This window comes from Hyphobacterium sp. CCMP332 (genome assembly GCA_014323545.1).
Taxonomy (GTDB): Bacteria; Bacteroidota; Bacteroidia; order Cytophagales; family CCMP332; genus CCMP332.
Map to the genome: position 1 here is coordinate 2,435,098 of CP058647.1, position 23,704 is coordinate 2,458,801.

A 23,704-nucleotide genomic window follows, 5' to 3' on the forward strand; every position below is an offset into this window, starting at 1 on the left:
CACTGCCAAATAAAGAGGTCACCAAAAAGGCCAATATACTGGCAGCCACCATTTGAGGTATCACAATAAAGAAATTGAAAATACCCATGTAATAGCCCATTTTACTTGCGGGAAGTGAAGATGAAAGCATGGCATAGGGAATCGACAAAATACTCGCCCAGGCGATTCCCACACCTATCATTGATACAATCAAAACCATTGGATCATTGATGAAATAAAAAGAGATCAATCCCAGGCCTCCAAGACATAAAGCGATAAGATGAGTCATACGCCGACTGGTTTTTTTTGCAAGCCAGGGTAACATTAGTGCCGCAAGTGCTGCGATGCCATTATAGCCCCCAAACAATATACCAACCCAATCTGCACCTTCATCGTATTCCATTCTGACTCTTTTTAAATCGGACTCCAATTCCTCATCGAGATTAAATCCTGATTCAGGAGCAACAAAATACTTGGCAAAATTAACAGATACCACGGCTAGCTGATTTTCTGAGTTTTTGAGTTTTGCAAGATATTCAGCAAGCTCATTTTCAATATTATTAAATTTCTCCAGTCGCTCACCCTGCAATACTGTTTTGTCAAAATTCTCCATTTCAGTATTCAATGTATTTAATTCCTGAGCGGACAATTTCATATCATAGATATGACTTGTAATGCCTGAAGTGGTATAAATCCACATGGCAAAGAGTGCAAACCAGGAAAAAAACTGTACAAATGCCAGCTGTATCATGGTTTTAGGCATATTCTGAAAATCCCGGACAATATTTACAAAACCGTTTTTGTATTTATTCCTGTACATAGGAATCGACGCCCCCAAATAAGAGAATCCAAAAAGTCCGAATATTCCCGACAAGACATAAAGTTGAGGGTCGAGGGAATTCCAATAAAAAACCAAAGTCAGCAAAGCCGAAATGAGCAACATACCTAAACCAATGGCGCTATAGGTTTTGGGTTTGTATTTAATCGGAGTAAAATGTTCCTTTTCCCGTTTTTCCTCATCTTCCTCGGGGGGATATTCTTTAGTTGAGAAAACCGTCCACATGACTGCCGTTAGAAAGGCAAATGCACCAAGGTAAAAAGACCATTTTACATTGGTAGGGATTTCATTCGCTCCGAGATTTTCATCTTGCACACCAATTATTTCGCTAAAAAACCAGGGAAGGGCAGAGGCAATCACGGAACCGACACCAATAAAGAAACTCTGCATGGCAAAACCCCTTGTTCGTTGATCTGGCGGTAATAAGTCGCCAACAAAAGCCCTGAAAGGCTCCATGCTGATATTGATAGAACCATCCATTATCCATAGCATTCCTATGGCAATCCAGAGTGTTGGAGAATTGGGCATTATTATGAGTGCAATGGTCGCCAGTAAAGCGCCTATTGCAAAAAATGGCCGTCTTCTTCCCCAATAAGGATGCCAGGTTCTGTCGCTGTAATACCCGATAATTGGTTGAATCAATAAACCTGTGACAGGTGCAGCCAGCCAATAAATGGCAAGATTTTTAGTGTCGGCACCCAGGGTTTCAAAAATCCGGCTCGTATTGGCGTTTTGTAATGCAAAGCCAAATTGTATTCCGAGAAATCCAAAACTCATGTTCCAGATTTCCCAAAACGATAGTCTTCTTTTTTCTACACCCATTCGATTATTTTTTTATAAAAATTCTGTAATCATTCGGCCCAAGACTTAATTCCGATCCCTCTTCTTCTACTTCTAATGTTTCCTCGCTATTATAACTCTTATAAACACCAATCGGCAAATTCGAAATCGAAAACTGACTTTCAAGACTGTCAAAATTTAAAGCAACCAGCACGGTATTATCATTTTTTGAACGCGAATAAGTCAATACACTTTCAGGATTTGAATTAGAAATAAAAGCCCAATCTCCACCGAAATCACCATTCCAAATGGCTTCATTGCTGTCTTTTAATGTATATAATTCCGAATAAAAATCTTCAAGCGGATAGTCATTCCACACAATGGTATCTTTTTCAAAAAATTTCAATCTTTCGTTCATTTTTGACTCTTGCCCGGAATACAATAGGGGCATGCCATCAATGGTGGCCATCACTACAGCCCAATTTTTATAATTTTCCCCATAGCGCTCGAAAACCGTTCCATTCCAGGAATTTTCATCGTGATTCGAGGTAAAATGCATCCTGTAATCTGTTGAATTAAAATTGCTGTCTTCTTTAATCATGTAATAATGAAGACTGTCAAAATTCATTTTCCCTTTTGCGATTTCATTGCTTATATGATGCATTTCCCATCCATAAGTCATGTCAAAAGCGGGGTGAAGTTTTGGATTTTCGGCTTCTGCCAACATGAAAATATCAGGATTTATGCTATCAAGCGCCGCTCTTGCTGCTGTCCAAAAGTCACTTGGCACCCAATCCGCCACATCACAACGATAGCCGTTGATTTCACATTCCTGAACCCAAAATTGTAAGGCTTCTATCATCGCTGTCCGCATTTCAGGGTTATCGTAATTCAAATCAACCACGTCGGACCAATCCGTACCAATAGGAGGTATCATATTACCTGTACTGTCTTTTGTGTACCAATCGGGATGTGCTTCAACCCAGGGGTTATCCCAGGCAGTATGATTCGCTACCCAGTCGATCAATACAAACATATCCCTTTTATGAATTTCATTGACCAGGTTCTTAAAATCAGAAAGTGTCCCGTAATCAGAATTAACAGCGGTATAATCTTTAACAGAATAATAGCTCCCCAGACCGCCTTTTCGATTTTTTTCTCCAATAGGATGCACCGGCATAAACCAAATGATATCAATTCCCATTGCCTTCAATCGGTCCAGATGCGGGATAACTGAATTGAAGTCTCCTTTTTCGCTAAACTGACGTATATTCAGTTCGTAAATTACAGCAGATTTGGACCAATCGTTGTGATGCGTATATTCTGAATTCGATTTTTCTTCAGTTTCTTTTTCAATCGTATGACAAGCCCCTACAAAAAATATTAATGAGATAAGCGCTAAAAATAGTTTCATTTTCATTTTGTTAAAATTTCAAAGCCATGTGCTTTTACACTTACTACGGCGTGGCCATTTCCTGTTTGCATATTACTGCCAAAATTGACCTTCAAATCTGATGCCCCCGGAATCGCAAAATTCTTGACTCTGGATACGTTATTGATGATCACAACCACATGGTCGTTGAAATACTTTCTTTCAAATGTCATTGTAAATTCATCAACATCGATCAACCTGAGGTCTCCGTAATTTAGAGCCATGTGATTTTTTCTAATCTCGGATAATTTGGCAACGGTACTGCGCATTTCTTTTTGATCATCACTCAAACTATCAAAAATCATCATGCGTCTGTTATCCGGATCATTTCCACCAGGCATACCGATTTCATCACCATAATATATCACCGGAATTCCGGGTATGGTGAAATTTAAAGCATGCAATTGCGCCAGTCTTTGAAAGCCTATCTTTCCATTATTGTCTATTTCCCTGGTCCAACCGGCTAGCTTTGTGTCTTCTCCCGGGTCTAGGGAACCATCGGCCAGTGAAATAAAGCGGGGCCTATCCTGGTTTCCGGAAATGTACCCCATCAGGTTATGATAACCATAGAAATCAAGACTTTCTGTAAGTGTTGAAGCCAGGTCATTCATAGAATTGTCTTCATTATTTAATATGGTTATGGCTTTATCGTAAAAATTAAAATCAAATTGAGCATCCATTTGGCCTGAATTAACGTAACTGCCAATCAGCTCGGCATTGCCATAAGTTTCACCGATTTGATAAATTGATCTATCTTCAGGTAACATGACGCGTAGTTTTAACTTCCTTGTCAAAGTTCTCCAAAATACTTCCGGAATGTGTTTGGTAGCATCATGTCTGAAACCATCTATTTCAAAATTTTCAAACCAATACAAAGCAGAATCAGACATGGCCTCATAAACCACTGGATTTTCAAGGTCGAGTGTGGGCAAATGAGTATCAAACCAGGTTGTTAAACGGTATTCATCCCATTTTTCAGTGTTCAAAGAACTATCGGGAAGATAAAGGTCAGTTGCCCATTCCGGATGTTGCAGATAAACCGGATGTTCCAGATGCACATGATTGGCGACATAATCGAGCAAAACATTTTTATTGTTTTCATGCGCAGTAGTTATCATTTTTCGCAAATCTTCATCCGTACCAAATCGATAATCTACAGCTTTTGATTGGGCGGGCCAATAGCCGTGGTAACCAGAAAATTTACTGACAACTCCGCCTTTATCCCACAAACCCCAGGCACCTTCAGGATTCAATCCTATCGGAGATAGCCAAACGGTATTCATGTTTAATTGATCGAAAAAACCTTCTTCAATTTTTTGACTGACCCCTTCAATATCCCCACCCAGATAATTGGCTTGTGGCATAATCATAGGGTCATCCACCGGTTTGTCATTTTCCTTATCAGCATTATAAAAACGATCCACCATCAAAAAATACATTCTAAAACTGTGTTTGTCTTTCCTGTTAAGCTCAGCAGTGCTCTCAATTACATTTCCGTTTTTCAATGGCACAAGCATGTCATTGGAAAGCCCATTTTTGTTAAAAGCCCAAATTCTTAAATGTGATCTTTCTATTGTTCCGGCTATTTCGGGAATTTTTATCTGAATAATTTCTTTTTTGTTTGAAACAAATTGATCGGGTAATTTATGATTCTCCCAGAATACAAGGATACCATCGAGTTTCTGTTCGCTTTTTATTCGTATTGATCCATCAAGTACTTTTGAACCGTAGATAAAAGGCTTATCATCTTTAAGCTCTCCAACAATGATCCTTGAATTATAACCCCCTGTTCCGTTATCTATTGAATCTGAGTTAAAAGGATCCAGAATTTCCCGGCCATCGGCCACAACACGATATTGATATTCACCGGGGAAAAGGTATTTCTCATAGACCCAGTTATCCCCTTCGCGCTGCAATATTGAAGCCTTGTGATTCCATCCGTTGAAATTGCCCTTTAATGAAAGCGATGTGTATTCATCGGCAAATGGCAGTGAGAATTTAAACTTAAGCTTGCGATTGGCTTTTATCGGAATCGATAAAACCGTATCGCCCAAATGGACTTTTATATCCGAAATCGGATTTTGCAAATCGCCCTTAATCGTAAGAATATTATTTTCCCATTTTGCTATCTCAAGACTGTCAGGAGCGATGACCGAATTAATTTTTCCTGGATTGATAAAATAGTCTTCCAGGTAAAGCAAAGTACTATCAGGTTCCAGTTGTACAGGACTCGCCAATGTCGTGATAGCATTGCTGTATAAAATTTCCGGTTCTTTATTCTGCTGACATGAAAAAAACAAAACAGTTAATACCGAAATAGCGAAATACCTTTTCATGATTTTAAAGCTTAATTTCAATTGTTTGCTGTCCATTAAGCTCATAGGAATTGGAATGAACCATAAAATGAATCTCATTATTTGAAAGATTCTCAACATTCAGACTCGTTGAACTTACCGTAATACCAAGTTCAGATTCCTTAAATCTGATTTTAAAACTAATGGACTCCCATTGTTCAGGAATTGATGGGTTTAAATGCAATTTTCCATTTAATACACGCATGCCTCCAAATCCTTCGATCATGGACATCCAGGTTCCTGCCATGCTGGTTATATGCAATCCTTCATCCACCTCACGGTTATAATCGTCTATATCAAGTCTTGATGTTCTGAGATACATCTCATAGGCTTTTTCCTTTTTACCCAGCTTGCAGGCTAAAATCGAGTGAATGCAAGGAGATAGTGAAGATTCATGTACTGTTCTAGGCTCATAAAAGTCAAAATTCCTTCTTAATGTATCTTCATCATATTCATCTTCAAAAACATAGAGTCCCTGAAGTGTGTCCGCTTGTTTAATAAAACATGAACGCAGTATTCTGTCCCATGACCAATGCTGATTAATAGGCCGTTCCGATTCGGGAAGATCATCTGCCATTATTTGTTCCTTATCTAAAAAACCGTCTTGTTGAAGAAATACTCCAAGTTCTTTTGATTCGGGAAAATGGAGATGGTCAATTATTTTTTGCCAGTCATTTATTTCCTCCTCTTTAAAATTAATACGTTTCAGCATCGGACTTACTTCGGGATGATCCTTCCATTTATTGATCATTTCTACACAATATTTTAAAGTCCATTGTGCCATTTTATTTGTATACCAATTGTTGTTGATATTATTCTCGTATTCATTTGGACCGGTAACACCAAGCATCACATACTTTTGTTTGGCTTCAGACCAATTAATTCGCTGTTTCCAGAATCTGGAAATCCCGATTAAAACTTCGAGACCGTATTCTGCAATATATTCTTCTCCTCCGGTGTAATTAACATAATCGTAAATCGCCCTCGCAATAGCACCGTTTCTATGAATTTCTTCAAAGGTTATTTCCCATTCATTATGGCATTCTTCGCCATTCATGGTTACCATAGGATATAAAGCGGCACCATTTGTAAAGCCCAACTTCTTTGCATTTTCAATGGCTTTTTGAAGATGTTTGTAACGGTATATCAGTAACTGTCTCGCCACGGATTTATCTGCTGTACATAGATAAAAATGCAGGCAATAAGCTTCAGTATCCCAATAGGTACTTCCACCGTACTTTTCACCTGTAAAGCCCTTTGGACCAATGTTTAATCTGTCGTCCTCGCCGGTATATGTTTGATTCAGATGAAAAATATTAAATCGGATGCCTTGTTGTGCAGCGACATCGCCATTGACAATTATATCGCTGTGTTTCCATTTTTCTGCCCAGGCCTGGCTATGCTCCTTGAGCATTTGCTCAAATCCTTTCGATTTGCATTGCTCTAGATTGATATAACAATTTTTAGAAAGTTGTGCTTTGGGATGGTTTTCGGAACTCAGGTTGGCGGCAAACTTATGAATACACAATTCATCACCTGCTTTGAGATCTATTTCAAATACGTTGGAGATGTATTTTTCGGCACTTTTCAGTTCAATTTCAGGTTCCTGGATTTCGTTGTTTTTAAAAACTGAAAAATTCATTCCCGAGCAAACTTGAAAGTCCAGCTTTTTGGTTTTAGCTGTACAAAAGCCCTTGCCTTTTAATGTTTCCTTCTCTATTTCATCCCAGAATTTTTCATCGTAATTGGCATCGGTGTTTTTTACGTCAAAATCAATATATGGCTCCACTCTAAAAATACCGCCCTTATCGAGATTTTTAATTTTGTACTGAATGGCAGCACATTCATCATCGACAAGGCTGCAAAAACGTGTAGATTCCACTTCAACCCTATGACCATTTGGGAATTGAGCTTTGAATTTTCTTATCAACAGACCTTGCTTCATGTCCAATTCTCTGTGAAAATTCAGAACTTTCATTTTAGCCAGGTCGAGACTTTGGCCATTGACTGATATTCGAATGCCTATCCAGTTGGCGGCATTTAGCACTTTGGCAAAATATTCGGGATATCCATTTTTCCACCAGCCAACACGTGTTTTGTCCGGATAATAAACCCCGGCGATATAACTTCCCCGTAGAGATTTACCGGAATATTCTTCTTCGAAATTGGCTCTTTGTCCCATTCTTCCATTTCCAATACTGAAAATGCTTTCAGAGCCCTCTTGACGATCCGGATTAAATTCTTTCTCAATAATTTTCCATGGATCGAGCTCGTAATATTGATCTCTCACGTCTTAATCTTAAAATTTCAAAATATCCAAATTGGTGTTTTCAAAACCCGGAATCACTTTATCCGCCATACTGAGTACTTTTGCATCACCCACACCAATACATTTCATATTGGCATTTTTTGCAGCTTCAACACCTGCGATCGCATCTTCGAAAACCACACATTCATCTGCTTCAAGTCCAAGCGCATCGGCTCCTTTAATAAATACCTCCGGATCGGGTTTCGAGTTTGAGATATGATTACCGTCAATGATGGCATCAAAAAAATCATATAATTCAATTCCTTTTAAAATGGTAGGGGCATTTTTACTTGAGGATCCTATGGCCATTTTAAAATTTTGACTTTTAGCATTTTCTAAAAAGTCTTTTACCCCTGGTAAAATTTCAGATGGATGCATCTGTTTGATCAGCGATTTGTAGTGTTCATTTTTTTCATTTAAGAGAATCTCTTTCTCATGTTCTGCAATATCAATATTGCCCCATTTCAGAATTCTTTTTAATGAGTCCTCTCTACCAACGCCTTTTAATTGCTCATTTTCTTCATGACTGAAGGGTACTTTAAGTTTATCTGCCAATGCTTTCCAGGCTGTAAAATGATACTTGGCCGTATCGACAATCACTCCATCTAAATCAAAAAGCAATCCTTTAATTTCGGACATCCGGATTCGTTTTTTTGTTTGCTTTCTCCTTATGGAAAACACCTAAGATAAGTAATTCTGCGGAGGCCCGATTAGTGGCGAGGGGTATGTTCATGACATTGCAGGTTTTTAGAAGATTTTCAATATCCTCATGGTTGTTTTTAACCTCATGGTCTCTAAAGAAAAACACCACCGAAATTTCACCATTTTTAAGCATTTCGGTGATCTGCACGTATCCGCCTGATCTGCCACGACTTAAATGTTGGACCTTAACCTTTAAATCTTCACTTTCAATAAATTCAGCAGTTCTGCCCGTGGCAATAATATTTCTCTGCCACAACCAATCCTCAATGTCTTTTAAAAATGCTCTGAGATCTGGTTTTTTTTTGTCATGGGCAATGACAGCAATATTTCTGTTAAACACCATTATCTTTTAATCTAGTTTATATTTCAGATGGTATTCTATTAGGCCATCAATTGGCTTTTTTTCGATCTTACCAATAGTGAATTTATTCTCTTTTGCAACCTTTCGCAATATGTCTTCACAAAAATAACCTACTGATCCTACGAAATGTACCGGGACTTCCAGGTAATTTTTGAAACATTTTATATGAATATCAATAAATTCATTGAGACCCTTTTCTATCATTTTTTTGATATAAGGATGGTCTTTAAAATTGGAAATAAAACTCATATAGCCAGCGAGGTAAACATTGGCATTGGGTTCTTTGTATACAGAGTGTATTACCTTGTCTTTGCTTGGCTCGTACTCTTTTACAAAAGGCTCGACAATTTCTTTGGGCAATCGTTTATAAAAGTAATCTCTTAAAAGTGCCCGACCAAAATAGCTTCCGCTACCTTCATCGCCAAGAATATATGCGAGAGATGGCACCTCTTCATAAATTTTTTTACCATCAAAAAAACAGGAATTGGAACCTGTGCCAAGAATACAGGAAATGGCAGGATTACCGTCGTAAGTGGCATAAGCTGCCCCAACAAGATCGTGATCTACCTCAACTTTGGCTTGTGGGAAAAAATAACTCAAGGCTTCATTCAAAACCTTATTGAGATGAGAAGCAGATGCGCCTGCTCCATAAAAAAATACTTTTTCCACGCGCTTTAATGGCGGAAAATGCCCCCTGTTAAGATGTAATTCTTTTAAAATGAATTCTTTGGAATGAAAATATGGATTGAAACCAATTGTACTGAAAACGGAAATAATATTGCCGTCATTTTCTACAATTGCCCAATCGCATTTCGTCGAACCACTATCTGCTACAATAATCATTGCTTAATTTTTTATGTTGATAAAATATCGGAAATCCTGTGAAGATTCTCATCCATTTTTGATGTTTTGGAAATAGCATCTTTGAGCGGTGTATAAACGATGTCTTTATGAATTTTTCCAACCATGCAATTGGATTTTCCTTCTATTAATCCTTCCACTGCTCCAACGCCTAATTTGCTGGCTAAAATCCTATCGTGAATGGAAGGTGCACCTCCTCTTTGAATATGACCTAGAATTGTCACTTTTGACTCATAATAGCTGAACCTTTTTTCCACTTCCCTTGCGATATCAACGGCTTTGCCTAAATGCCCTCCTTCAGCTACAATGATAATACTGGAGACTTTTTTACTTTCCATTCCTCTGTTGAGCTTTGAGATCAGATCTTCAATAGACATTTTCCTTTCGGGTATAATTGCCGCAATTGCCCCTGAGGCCAGAGCACAACTGGTTGCAATATATCCGGCATCCCTACCCATCACTTCAACAAAGAATATTCTGTTATGGGAAAGAGCAGTATCTCTAATTTTATCGACAGCATCAATAACTGTATTACAGGCAGAATCGAAGCCTATAGTAAAATCAGATCCGAAAAGATCATTATCAATTGTTCCCGGTATACCCATGACGGATATGCCAAATTCTTCCTGAAATTTCATTGCACCTGTAAAAGTGCCATTGCCGCCAATTACAATTAAAGCTTCAATACCTCTGGACTTCAAATTTTCAAAAGCTTTTTCACGTCCTTCTTTCTCTCTAAATGCCTCACTTCGGGCAGATTTTAATATAGTACCACCTTTTTGAAGAATTTGCGAAACCGATCGCGGGTTTAGTGCACGAATATCATTTTCTATCAAACCTTCAAAGCCTCGGAATACACCGTAAACTTCAAGATTATAGAAAAGTGAGCTTCTTACAACTGACCTGATGGCTGCATTCATTCCCGGGGCATCACCACCTGAGGTGAGGACGGCCACCTTTTTTAAAGCATTGTTATTCAATTGATTATAAGACGTTTTAATTAGTTTTGGTACTCAAAGATACAGTTTTCTTACATAGTGTAATAATTACACTTTTTAAAATTTTCATATTTTTATATTTTGGCAAAAGGATCAATTTTTGATGCCAAATGACTTTGATTGATTAATTATGACTTTGAAAGATGGGATTAAGACTGAAAACAGGATTCAAAATCCCAATATATCTGTCGATTGTGTTCTCTTTGGTTTTGATGGGGACAATTTAAAGGTTCTTCTCATCCGCCAGAAATCTGTAGGTAATGAAAATGAAGCCAAGCTCGCGCTTCCCGGGGATTTGGTATTTGATAATGAAGACCTGGACAAAGCAGCGGTACGGGTCTTAGAAGAATTGACCAGTCTGGATAATATTTCTATGTATCAGTTTCACACTTTTGGAAATGTCAATCGCGTCAAGGAGGTAAAAGATCAGGAATGGTTGAGGACATTCAGGGCTAAACCCGAAGCCAGGGTTATTACTGTTGGGTATTATAGTTTGGTTAATTTAAATGAGTACCAACCCAAACCAGCTTCATTTGCTGATAAAACCATTTGGCACGATGCATTTGACCTGCCCCATCTCGCTTTTGATCATAATGAAATATTCAAAAAGGCCTTTCAGACCCTAAAAGCGGAATTTAGTACAAAGTCAAGGGGATTTGAATTGTTGCCTGAAAAATTCACCCTTACACAACTGCAAACGCTTTATGAAATGATTCTGAATAAAAAACTCGACAAAAGAAATTTCAGAAAAAAATTCAAAAAAGAGGGCAAACTGATTGCTCTGGATGAAAAACAGGAGGGTGTTTTGCATAAACCGGCACAGCTGTATAAATATTCAAAATAGCAGATAATTCTTATCTTAGTAAGGACAGATCAAGCTTCCAATTTAATGAGAATTTTTGCTGTTCTTTTCTTTATTATTTTTTCTTTCAATGCTTATTCCCAGAATTATTTGGATGAGATTATTGATATTGAAAAAAAGCAATTTCTAGCATCAAATCGATCATTTCAATCGGGAGTCGGAAATGAATATGATTTAAAATATCACAGATTTTATTGGGAGATAGATCCTGCCGTAAATTTTATCAAGGGTTATGTTTATTCGGAATTTGAAGTCTTGGCTTCAACTGACCACATAAGGTTTGATTTCCGAGATAATATGTCCATCGATTCAATTTTGTTTCGCGCTTCTTCAATTCCTTATACACTAAGCAATGGAGTGCTCGACATTAATTTGAATGTCTTTTTAAACCCGGGCGAAAAAGATTCAATTAAGGTGTTTTATCAAGGCATTCCAATGAGCAGTGGTTTTGGATCCTGGCAATATGGATCACACAATACAGGCCCGATAATTTCCACACTTTCAGAACCCTATGGTGCCATGGATTGGTGGCCTTGTAAGCAAAGTTTGAATGATAAAATTGATTCTGTTGATGTATTTTTAGAAATACCTGATCAATATCTGGCGGCATCAAATGGGGTACTTAAAAGTACTGTTTTATTAGGTGGCAATAAAAAAGTTATGCATTGGTCACACCGTTATCCTATTGCGGCTTATTTAATTGCCATTTCAGTTTCAAATTATGTGGAGTTTTCAAATTATCTGCCAACCTCAAATAATGACAGCTTAGAAATATTGAATTATTGTTTTCCGCAATCACTGGGAAATTGGCAAAATTTATCTACTGAGATCGTACCATTATTGCAATTATTCGACAGTTTGTTTGAACCTTATCCTTTTGCAAATGAAAAATACGGCCATGCAGAGTGGGAACTCGGTGGAGGCATGGAACATCAAACCATGAGCTTTATGGGTTCCCTGAATCTGGGGCTTATGGCACATGAGTTAGCCCATCAGTGGTTTGGTGATAAAATCACCTGTGCCTCCTGGAAAGACATATGGCTAAATGAAGGTTTTGCAACTTATTTGACGGGATTGGCTTTTGAAAACGGCTATGGGGTAGGGAATAATCTCTGGTACAATTGGAGGGTTTCAACCATTGGCAGTGCCACAAGTCAGGTGGATGGTTCTGTTTATGTGGATGATACAAGTTCTGTAAGCAGAATTTTCAGTGGTAGGCTCAGTTATAATAAGGCTGCATTGCTTTTGCATATGCTTCGTTGGAAAATGGGCGATGATGACTTTTTTGGTGCAATTAGAACTTATCTGCAGGATTCTACTTTAGCTTTTTCTTATGCCAATACTGGTAATTTAAAGTACTATTTAGAACTGGAAAGTGGAATGAATCTGGATGAGTTTTTTAACGATTGGTTTTATGGAGAGGGTTACCCAACTTACAATTTATTTCTCGAAAAAAATCAAAGTGGTGAATACGAACTGACCGTGAATCAGGATCAATCCCACAGCAGTGTATCGTTTTTTGAAATGCCAATTGCCGTTGAATTCAGAGGCTTAGGTTTTGATAGCACTATGGTATTTAATCATACGACAGATGGAGAGGTATTTACGTTTAGATTGCCATTTGAAGTATGGGCCTATGAATTTGATCCCGACTTATGGATTTGCGCAAAATCGACAACAACTCTTGCTTTTGATGGTACGGTTTCAAACAATAAAATCGATGTATATCCTAACCCGGCAGATGAGCTAATATTCATAGACTTGAAAAACTTTAACGAAAGGCTATCTCAGATAGAGCTATTAGATTATTCGGGTAAAGTGCAGAATATCAATCCGATAAAATCTGAAACACATTTATGGAGAATCCCCATCTCTTATTTGCCTTCAGGGATGTATTATTTAAGAATTAGCCTCGATAACACTCTTATTATTCACAGGTTTATCGTCGAAAAGTAAATTGTATTTTTTAAAGAAATTTACAAATAGGACATCTATTTATAAATAGATACGTAAATTCAAAGGTAGTTTTTTGGGAATGGTCAGGTACCATTAATCGTAAATCTTATTGTGTTCTTCTCCTTTCCCCTTTATTAGGTCCAAGCCATAAATATTATGAGAAATTTAATTTTACCTATCCTATGCCTGATTTTTACGGCATCTTATGCAGATATTATTAGAGTAAATAATAATTCAGGGATATCCGCAGATTATTCAAATCTTCAAACCGCAATTGATAGTGCCAATTCAGGGGATACTATATATTTAGAACCTTCAAGCGCAACTTATGGAAATGTTACTGTATCTAAGCAGGTGAGCATATACGGGCCAGGTTACTTTCTTGCAGAAAATACTGGGCAGCAAGCTAATCTTAACACGTGCAGGGTTAACATCATTACAATGGGTAGTGGATCTGCATTCAGTTCAGTATCAGGAATAGTGATAGCAAATTATATGGAATTGTTTACAGGAAATATTGCAATTACCAGATGCTATTTTTCAAATAGCGGTACTAGTATATACTTTGCAGGAACGTCATCAAATACTAATGTTTTATTTGCGCAGAATTATATTATAGGCAGTATCAGTCACTCAGCAAACTCGCAAAATTACACTGTATATTGGCGAAACAACTATATAGGTGGTACGACATTAAATACAGAAGGACCTGGGATTGTAAATGATTTTACGAATAATGTAATTAATTGTTATAGCTATGTCATTGAAAACTCCTCATTTACGAATAATATTTTCACCTCAACCAATAACTTCAATTTAAATGTAGTCGGATGGAATAATGGCTTTGAAAATAATATTTTCAGGACAACATCAACACCGGTGGATACAGCTCTTGGTAATATTGTAGGTGTTGCTACAAATACCGGTGTAATATTTACTGGTGGAACAACAGACGGCCGATTCCAAATTTTACCAGGTAGCCTTGCTGATGATACTGGTAAAGAAATCCCATCAGGAACACCTACAGATATTGGCATGTACGGAGGCCCTAATCCCTATAAATTATCCGGTGTTCCGGCCATTCCTACCATTTATGATTTAGTAGTTCCTACGTCCAATACAACCGGTGGACTCAATGTAACGATCAAGGCTAAGTCACAAGACTAGAAGTATCAATCTTGAGAATTGCTTTAATATTAATATGGCTTCTATTGCTGAATTGCAGCATCTCTGCTCAGCCTCTCATAACAAATGGAGAATATTTCATTGATTATGATCCGGGATTAGGCAATGGAGTCCCATTTACTTTTCCGGCAAGTCAGGATGTAATTCAAAATTTAGCCATTGATGTTGATACTTTAAGTAATAATCTTCATAACCTATATTTAAGAGTTCAGGATGCCAATGGCTTGTGGAGTTTAAACTCAGTACATCCATTTCTTAAGATCACACCTTCCAATACTGACATAGTCAAAGCAGAATACTTTTTTGATTCCGATCCCGGACTGGGAAATGGAACTGATATTCCGATTATAGCCGATACCAATTTAACAATTAATACCCCGGTAAATATTGCTTCATTAAGTTCAGGCCTTCATATTTTTTATACTCGAGTACAAAATGGCCAGGGGTTTTGGAGCATGACAGAAATACGTCCATTTTTTAAAGTTGAAAATTCAAATACTCCAATCACAGATATAGAATATTTTTGGGATATTGATCCGGGAGAGGGAAATGCGACTTCGGTTACATTTACATCTTCAAATAACGTAACGGTTGTATTTAGCCCTGCATATGCTGGTTTACCGGATGGTTTTCACAATTTCTATGTCCGCGTAAAAAACCAAAACAATTTTTGGAGTTTAACTAACAGTCAACCCTTTTATAAATTGACTGATCCAACTTCTGATATTTCTCAAATTGAATATTTCTGGGATAATGATCCGGGTGAGGGTTTAGGAACTCAAGTGCCATTTTCCGCGGATTCAAATGTTACCGTAGTATTCCCTGCTGATTTAAATAGCATAGCAGATGGTTTTCATAATTTCTATATCAGGGTAAGAAATGCTCAGGGTTTTTGGAGCTTGACAAGTATTAGACCGGTATTTAAAGTTTCCGATGCCAATTCCAACATTGCGGCTATGGAGTATTTTATTGATATCGACCCCGGCTTTGGAAATGGAACCTCAATTGTTTTAGATTCTATCGTAAGAGACATCACTCAAAATACCCTGATCGATCTGACAGGAGTTCCTGGTGGAATTCATACTTTGTATGTGCGCGCTCAAAATGATGATGGATTATGGAGTTTAACACATAACCGTCCCTTCTTCAAGACTTCCGGAGGTGCTGATGTGGTTAAAATCGAATACTTTTTTGATTCAGACCCGGGCCACGGAAACGGTTTTTCAATACCCTTAGGTTCAACACAGGATACCGCCTGGAATGGAGTAATTGACCTTACGGCGATCCCCCAGGGCTATCACAATTTATATGTAAGAACGCAATCATCAGATGGCTCATGGTCTTTAACGCATAACAGGAGATTTGCATGGTGCAACGGCCCTCAAATTAATATTGGAACATTAACCGATACCATTTGTCTTGGAGCAACGATAAATGTCTGGGACTCAACTACTAATCTCGATGCAAGTACAAAATACGAATGGGATTGGGAATCGGATGGCCTTGTTGATGATACCACGCTCGGACCGGTAAGCCATACTTATCTGGATACAGGTACGTACTTTTTAACATTGGTTGCCACAAGTTTTGATACCTGTTATGACAGTGCGGCATTTCGGGTAACTGTTTTGCCACCACCGGTAGCAAATTTTGTCGCCGATACAGCCTGTCGTACCTTTCTCACCAGTTTTTCAGACTCCAGTTTCACTGTACTACCAACGCAATATGCCTGGGACTTTGACAATGATTTTATAGGTGATTCTTCAACTGTTGGTAATGTTCAACACATTTTCCCTTCAGCCGGAATATTTTCGGTAAATCTACTCCTGGATATGGGCTATAATTGTCTGGATACATTTACAGCTAATGTGGAAGTAAAGGAGCAGCCTGTTCCTCTGTACATAGCACCGGGAAATTGCCTTGGAGAAATTACCAACCTCAATGATGTTAGCACTAACGTACTTCCGGCGGCGAAGTATTTCTGGGATGTTCAGCCTGATGGTATAATTGATGATTCAACAGTTGGTTCAATTAACAGAATATATCCGGATACCGGTTTGTATTTTCCTCAACTGATAATTGATAACCAAAATGGTTGTATCGATACTGCCAGCAGGGGTGTTAAAATTCATGGACTGCCATTACTCAATACAACACAAACTTCGCCAACCTGCTTTGGTGGATTCGACGGTTCTGCTACCGTGAATGTTTTGGGAGATCCGACCAAATACACATATCGATGGACCGATGAAAATAACCAGAATACTCAGACGGCAGTCGGTTTATATGCCCGACGCTATCTTGTCAGTGTTGTAGATAGCAACGGTTGTTTTAACAGAGATACAATAGATGTAATTAATCCACCGAAAATTGACTTGGTAATTACCTCATCCAATGATGCAACTTGTGGCTTAAGCAATGGAAATGCCACGCTCGCAATCAATAGCGGAGTTCCTCCTTTTGAATTAAATTGGACAAATGGCGATACGACTTTATTTATAAGCAATCTAGATGCGGGTATTTACATAGCTACTGTTACCGATGCCCAGGGTTGCAGCAATATAGTTCCGGCTCTGATCAGCAATACCAATGCGCCTTCAGTTACTGTTAATAGTGTCACTGATGTCACCTGTTTTGGCGATGAAGACGGGGCAGTCGATGTAAACGTAACCGGTGGTGCAACACCGTATTCCTTTAATTGGTCAAACGGAGATACAACAGAAGATATCACGAATTTATCTCCAGGACCTTATGAAATTATTGTTACCGGAAGTGACGGATGTCTTTCTATAGTGCAGGCGATTGTGGGAGAACCCGATAAAATTCTCGTAGATGTACAGGGATTTGAGTCTTATTGTGGACTACCGGCAGGGTCGGCACAGTCAAGTGTAATTGGAGGCCTGGGGCCAATATCCTATTTATGGTCCACCGGAGGTACAGGACCATCCATTTCTAATTTGGATGCCGGAGTTTACACGTTGAACGTCACCGATACCAACAACTGTACAGAAGTGGGATATGTTGCAATTAGCGATACCGGATCTGCAACCATATTTATCGATTCTTTAATCGATGTGACCTGTGGATTGGTCAATGGAGCAATGTATATCAAAGTATTAAAAGTTAGAGGTCAGCCTCAATTTTTATGGGAAAACGGGGATACAACCGAAGACCATATCAATGTAGATGTGGGGTTGCATTATGTGCAAGTGGCCGATAGCAATAATTGTAAAGCCTTTGAATTTGGAGTTTTAGATTATATCGCACCTATTCCAAATCCAATTTGCATGATTACTACAGATACTCTGGACTCGGTAGCCAATACAGAAGCCATATTTGTGGTATGGGAAAAGTTGAGTAACCCGGCAGTGGAGAGTTATAATGTGTACAGAGAAAGTACGCAAAGTGGTGTTTATTATCGTGTAGGCAATATCAAGAAAACAGATCCGGGATTGTTTATCGATTCTACTTCGGATATTCAAAACAGGTGGTGGAGATATAAGATTACTGTTTTGGATAGTTGTGGCAATGAATCTGATATTAATGCAGTAGCCGCTTCCGCCCATAAAACAATCAATCTTAATTCCACAATTAATGCAGCCAGAGATTCGGCATTCCTGATATGGGATCAGTACATAGGTTTTCAATTTACCGATTACCTAATTTACAGATATGATAATTTTACCAATAGCTACACCTGGGTTGACACCGTTCCTTCGACTCAAAGAAAATACATAGATACATCCTTCCCTCAGAATGCCGACTCCATATACTATTTCATATTTGCAGAAAATGCATTTGAATGTGATCCAAATAAAGATTCAGATTACACAAAAACAAGATCGAACCCTTCCTTTGCAAGTCGGATATTTATAGGCATGGCAGACATTGATTTAAACAATAAGCTTAAAATATATCCGAATCCGGCAGGAGAGAAAGTCTATATTGATTATTCTGAAAATATTAATGAGATTCTTGTAACAAATTTGAATGGCGTGCTCATCAAAAAAATTAAAGGATTCAAACCTGAAAAAGGAATAAGTCTCAAAAACATACCCTCCGGAGTTTATTTTATAAAAATCGAAACTGCCGACGGTCTCATGGTCAGAAAAATAATTAAGGACTAAACCCTATTCCATAATTGGCGTATAATCTTTTCTCTGTATAGATAATTGTTAAAATATTTACATATTTAAGGTTCAATCGTGTAAACTATTTAAATAATCGGCCATATAGGGCATAATCAGGCAATAACATGAAAAGATTTGCCAATACTATTTTTAGTCTTTTTGTTGTAATTATTTTAAATACCGGCTGCCTCTTTGCGCAGTGCAGTTTTTTATCTGGAAATAGCTCTGAAAATTTTTCTACATCGAGTTTGTGTGCTCCTGTCACTGTATCCTGGGATATAGAATATTCATTTATTGCTCCTGTTGACCCTTCAAAAGTATTTTTTCGTTTTGAATGGAATGATCCCGGAAGTACAATTCAGGATGTTTCTGCCAATTGCACGGGATTGGATTGCATGCCTTCTAGTGGCACCCAGTTTTTTACTTATCCATCAACTGGAAGTGATTGCGAATATTTCCCCAAAGTTACATTGGCTTATGATGACAATGGAAATGGATCAATTGAATCAAATGAATTATGTCTATCTTCAGAGAGGAATAAATCAATCAGAAGCTGGGCTACAGATAATACCGGCACAGGATTATTGGGGGTAAACCCTTCCAATACTGAACAATGTGTGGGCGAAGCATTAAGCAATTTCCAAATTCAGGATATTACCATCCCCAATTGTGGTTCTGTTTCACTTTCTAATCCAAATCAATTAACACGCTGGGTTCAATTTGTTTACGGCGATCAAAATGCTATCTCACCTCAAATTCCCAATGTTAGCATAGACACAGGAGGTGGCATAGTTCAGCTAACCGATAATAGTGGAAATTTACTTGCCCCATTCTATGGGCCGATAATTGAAATTCCCCCGCTGGTTTCAATTGCCGACTTAAATGAAATTAGTTATCCACTGAGTTTTGGATCGAATACAACAATAGGAGAATCGTTTAAGATATTTTTAAGAAACTGGAATACCTGTAATCCGTATGATTCATTGCCTTTTAATGGTCTTCCACCCAATGATCCTTTAAATGGAGACTTTGCTCCCGAAACCACCGCTTCCGACATCCAGATTATAGGCCCAACTGTGGCTCAGGCGGGTGCAGATCAGGAAATTTGCGGCAACAGTACTTTTTTAAATGCAAATTCCGCAATTGTAGGGATTGGGCAGTGGTCACAAATTTCAGGACCGGGGCCATTACTGATCAATGATATAAATGCACCCAATACGGCAGTTAATTTTTCCGGTTCTAATTATGGAGTATATGATCTGGAATGGCGCATAGATTTTAACTCCTGTCTAAGTATGGACACCATTCAAATTATTTTTAATCCTTCTTCTACCGTACCTGTATGTGGTCCCGATCAAAATATTTGCGGTTTATCTACTAACCTAATGGCCAATACAATAAATGTTGGTTATGGCTATTGGACTCAGGTTGGCGGCCCTACGGGTCTTTCAATTGCTGATACCAGCGATCCACAGAGTCAAATTACAGCAGTCAATTATGGTACTTATGTACTCGAATGGAGATCTAAAAATGCAAATTGCCCCGAACTCTCCGATCAAATTGAAATTACCTTTGATGAAAGTCCTTCTAATGCAATTGCGGGTATTGATTTTTCAGCCTGTGGCAATACTACTACATTGAATGGGGCAATACCAAGCGTAGGTTCGGGAATTTGGACGGTGATATCATCTCCTCAAAATTCAAATCCGCTTTTTACCAATATTGGAAGTCCCACTTCTAATTTACAAATCGATTCCTTTGGAATTTACGATTTGGTGTGGACCGTTACCAATGGTGTCTGCAATGCAAGCAGCGATACCGTGCAAGTCACATTTATCCAAAACCCAAGTCTATCCAATGCGGGCCCCAACCAGTACATTTGTGGCCTATCAGCAACACTTTCAGGAAATACACCTTCTGTTGGACAAGGAAACTGGACAAAACTATCTGGGCCGGGTGGAGCTATAACTTTTAATACTTCTTCAAATGACCCGCAAACTTCTATTACCGTTCCCGGATATGGCACCTATGTTCTTGAATGGACTATCAGCAATGCGAATTGTGCTGTTTCTTTCGATCAAGTTACCATTAACTTTTATGAACCTCCTTCAATCGCTGATGCAGGTATAGATCAACAGATTTGTGGAAATAATACAGTGCTGAATGCGGGAATCGTAAGCGTTGGAACAGGGATTTGGTCTTTGCTTAATTCTCCAACAGGTTCAAATCCTTTTATAGCTAACCCTTTAAATAGAAATTCAGTTGTTCTTATTGATACATTTGGCACATATACACTGGCCTGGACAACCAGTAATGGGGTATGCAGTACAAACTCTGATACAGTTAATTTGGACTTTTATCAAAGCCCGGGTATACCTGTGGCAGGTCCAGATCAATTTGTTTGCGGGCAAAATACAGCTTTACAAGGTAACATGCCGGATGCCGGTATGGGAACGTGGGTTCAGGTAGCCGGTCCTTCCGGATTAACAATAAATGCAACTAATGATCCTTTTACATCAATAAGTTCTACGAACTATGGCACTTATGTACTTGAGTGGCGATTTTCGAATACCAGTTGCCCGACTCTGACCGATCAGGTACAAATAACATTTGATGCTTCTCCCACGACAGCAGACGCCGGTCCTGACAAATTGATTTGCGGAACGTCTACAAGCTTAGAGGCATTGCCTGTGAGCGTTGGAACCGGGCAATGGACGGTGCTTTCTTCACCAAGTGGTTCAAATGCGTCATTTTCAAATATTGCTGCTAATAACTCCACATTAAACATCGACTCTTTTGGTGTCTATATCTTAAAATGGACGAGTTCAAATGGTATATGTCCTTCATCAGAGGACAATGTGAAAATAAGCTTTGCCGAGATTCCTGATTATACAGTGAGTAGTCAAACAGCAACTCGATGTTTTGGAAATTGTGATGCCACCTTGAGTCTACAGGGTATTAAAGGAACCGCCCCACATTTTTTTAATTTAACCGGGAAAGAAAATCTGGAAGGCAATTCATTTTCAAACCTTTGCGCCGGGAATTATCAAATTACGGTTACGGATAAAAATGGATGTCAAAATTCAGGAATCATAAATATTTCTGAAGCGGATAGCATTGAAGCCATACCTTCTGTTACAAATGCCACCTGTGGATTAAATGATGGTTCTATCAATTTATCTGCATTCGGAGGTACGGGAAATTTGAGCTTTCAATGGAACAATGGCGTTATTTCTCAGAACATCAATAATCTGGTCAGCGGCTTATATGTTGCCACCATCCGAGATCAAAATAATTGTATTGAATTGCTTTCTGTGGCTGTCAATGATATTGGTGGACCCACAGTCAATGTGAATAACGTCACAAATGTGACATGTCATGGAAATGCAGATGGAGCCATTGATTTGGCAATAGGAGCTAACAGCACTTATTTATGGTCAAATGGAGAAACAACGGAAGACATTATCAACCTGCAAGCCGGGCCATATTTTGTTAGGGCTTTGGATACCTCCAGCAATTGTAAAACTTTTAGACTGGTTAATGTGTCTGAACCTGATCCGATTAGTATTGCACTTTCCATAAATGAACCGGGTTGTGGTTTAATGGATGGTACTGCCTCTGTTATCGTAAGTGGAGGTAATGGAAGCAATACCATCAATTGGAGCGGAGGTGGAATGGGAAGCTCGGTAAACGGTCTTTCAGCCGGTTTACACAATGTAACTGTGAGTGACTTTAAAGGGTGTATATTGAGCAAAAACTTTACCGTTTCGGATGAAGGAGCGCCTTTAATTTTTACCGATTCAATTATAAATGTTAACTGTGGATCTAATTCCGGTGCGATTTATATCAGTACAACAGGAAATTCATTGGATCATAGTTATCTATGGTCAAACAATGATACGACAGAAGATTTAATTAACATACCAGTTGGGAACTATACATTAGAGGTAACTGATACAGTGGGGTGCAAAGGTTTTTATAATCAGAATGTCATTCAGGAAACATCAGTCATACCTGAGATTTGTATGGTATCAGTGGGTGTTCAGGATTCAGGTGTATACAATCGGAATAATACCGTATTATGGAGTAAATTGACTGATCCGGATGCTTTTGATCGCTTTAAAATATACAGAGAAACCACCAGCGCAGGCGTGTATCAGCATATCGGAACTGTATCTGCCAAGGATCCGGGTATTTTTGTAGATTCAATTTCCAATCCGTTTTTAAAATCATACAGATACAAGATATCCGTTGTAGATACCTGTGGAATTGAATCAGCACTTTCAGGTCATCACAAAACAATTCATCTGGTGCAAAGCATTGCCTTAGCCAGTAATACAGTCAATCTGTTATGGGATGCTTACGAGGGATTTTCTTATAGCACATTTTATATTTACCGAAATTCAGATTCACTGGGTTGGGAATTATTGGATTCCGTAGCCTCTAATTCATTTAGTTATACAGATACACCTCCATTTTCAATAACTGATCCAAATCTATTCTATTCAATTGTGATAAATTCACCACAAGATTGTGACCCAAATAAAGATTCGGATTATACCAAAACAAGATCAAATCCATCATCTGCAATTTATAGCCCACCTTTTGCTTCTTTAAATGATAATTCATTTTTAACACCCAAATTGGAAGTATTTCCGGTTCCGGCGAAGCACAAAGTCTTTCTAAGAAGCAATAACGCTATAGTGGGTCTGAAATATTCAATACTGACCATAAACGGGCTTGTTCTCAGAAGCTCAGAATACAGTTCAAATGGAATTGAAATTGGAGACCTTTCTGATGGAATTTATATTTTAAAACTTGAGGGTAAAAACAGGCTTCAGAACATCAGATTCATCAAAAATTAAATGAGGAATAGCTTGCAAGTAGTTCTATAATAGACAATTAGACTTGTAGAAATCTATATATTTCAATAACTTAAAGGGATAAGATTATTTGAA

At 38.3% G+C, this 23,704-nt stretch carries 12 protein-coding genes and 1 pseudogene; 5 read left to right on the forward strand and 8 right to left on the reverse strand.

The window, feature by feature from the left end; genetic code table 11:
* Positions 1-637: 637 nt before the first annotated feature.
* The 8 genes and pseudogenes from HZR84_10730 to pfkA all read right to left on the reverse strand — a co-directional run bounded on the left by HZR84_10730 (position 638) and on the right by pfkA (position 10,595).
* Positions 638-1,639: pseudogene (locus HZR84_10730) on the reverse strand (MFS transporter).
* A 4-nt stretch (positions 1,640-1,643) separates the two neighbouring features.
* Complete coding sequence (locus tag HZR84_10735; protein QNL22394.1) at positions 1,644-3,017, reverse strand: alpha-glucosidase C-terminal domain-containing protein; 1,374 nt, start codon at positions 3,015-3,017, stop codon at positions 1,644-1,646.
* On the reverse strand, positions 3,014-5,365 hold the full coding sequence (locus HZR84_10740; GenBank protein ID QNL22395.1) for an alpha-amylase: 2,352 nt from the start codon (positions 5,363-5,365) through the stop codon (positions 3,014-3,016). The genes HZR84_10735 and HZR84_10740 overlap by 4 nt, the downstream gene beginning before the upstream one ends.
* 4 nt (positions 5,366-5,369) lie before the next feature.
* Positions 5,370-7,673, reverse strand: a complete 2,304-nt coding sequence (locus tag HZR84_10745; GenBank protein QNL22396.1) for a glycoside hydrolase family 65 protein — start codon at positions 7,671-7,673, stop codon at positions 5,370-5,372.
* A 9-nt stretch (positions 7,674-7,682) separates the two neighbouring features.
* Positions 7,683-8,330, reverse strand: coding sequence for a beta-phosphoglucomutase (gene pgmB / locus HZR84_10750; GenBank protein QNL22397.1), 648 nt, complete (start codon positions 8,328-8,330; stop codon positions 7,683-7,685).
* Entirely contained in the window at positions 8,317-8,736 is a 420-nt protein-coding gene (locus HZR84_10755; protein ID QNL22398.1) for a methylglyoxal synthase, read from the reverse strand. The genes pgmB and HZR84_10755 overlap by 14 nt, the downstream gene beginning before the upstream one ends.
* 6 nt (positions 8,737-8,742) lie before the next feature.
* Positions 8,743-9,597: an ATPase gene (locus HZR84_10760; protein QNL22399.1), complete on the reverse strand. Its 855-nt coding sequence runs from the start codon at positions 9,595-9,597 to the stop codon at positions 8,743-8,745.
* A gap of 11 nt (positions 9,598-9,608) precedes the next feature.
* On the reverse strand, positions 9,609-10,595 hold the full coding sequence (gene pfkA, locus HZR84_10765; protein ID QNL22400.1) for a 6-phosphofructokinase: 987 nt from the start codon (positions 10,593-10,595) through the stop codon (positions 9,609-9,611).
* Between the two features lie 148 nt (positions 10,596-10,743).
* Here pfkA and HZR84_10770 point away from each other — a divergent pair, with 148 nt between their 5' ends.
* From HZR84_10770 to HZR84_10790, 5 genes are all read left to right on the forward strand, one after another.
* A complete protein-coding gene (locus tag HZR84_10770) occupies positions 10,744-11,457 on the forward strand; it encodes an NUDIX hydrolase (protein ID QNL22401.1) in 714 nt (237 codons plus the stop codon).
* A 45-nt stretch (positions 11,458-11,502) separates the two neighbouring features.
* Positions 11,503-13,431 carry a T9SS type A sorting domain-containing protein gene (locus HZR84_10775; protein ID QNL22402.1) on the forward strand — a complete coding sequence of 643 codons (1,929 nt, stop codon included), beginning with the start codon at positions 11,503-11,505 and terminating at the stop codon, positions 13,429-13,431.
* Between the two features lie 156 nt (positions 13,432-13,587).
* A complete protein-coding gene (locus tag HZR84_10780) occupies positions 13,588-14,598 on the forward strand; it encodes a hypothetical protein (protein QNL22403.1) in 1,011 nt (336 codons plus the stop codon).
* A gap of 11 nt (positions 14,599-14,609) precedes the next feature.
* Entirely contained in the window at positions 14,610-18,743 is a 4,134-nt protein-coding gene (locus HZR84_10785; GenBank protein ID QNL22404.1) for a T9SS type A sorting domain-containing protein, read from the forward strand.
* A gap of 128 nt (positions 18,744-18,871) precedes the next feature.
* Positions 18,872-23,611, forward strand: coding sequence for a T9SS type A sorting domain-containing protein (locus tag HZR84_10790; protein ID QNL22405.1), 4,740 nt, complete (start codon positions 18,872-18,874; stop codon positions 23,609-23,611).
* Positions 23,612-23,704 lie beyond the last annotated feature (93 nt).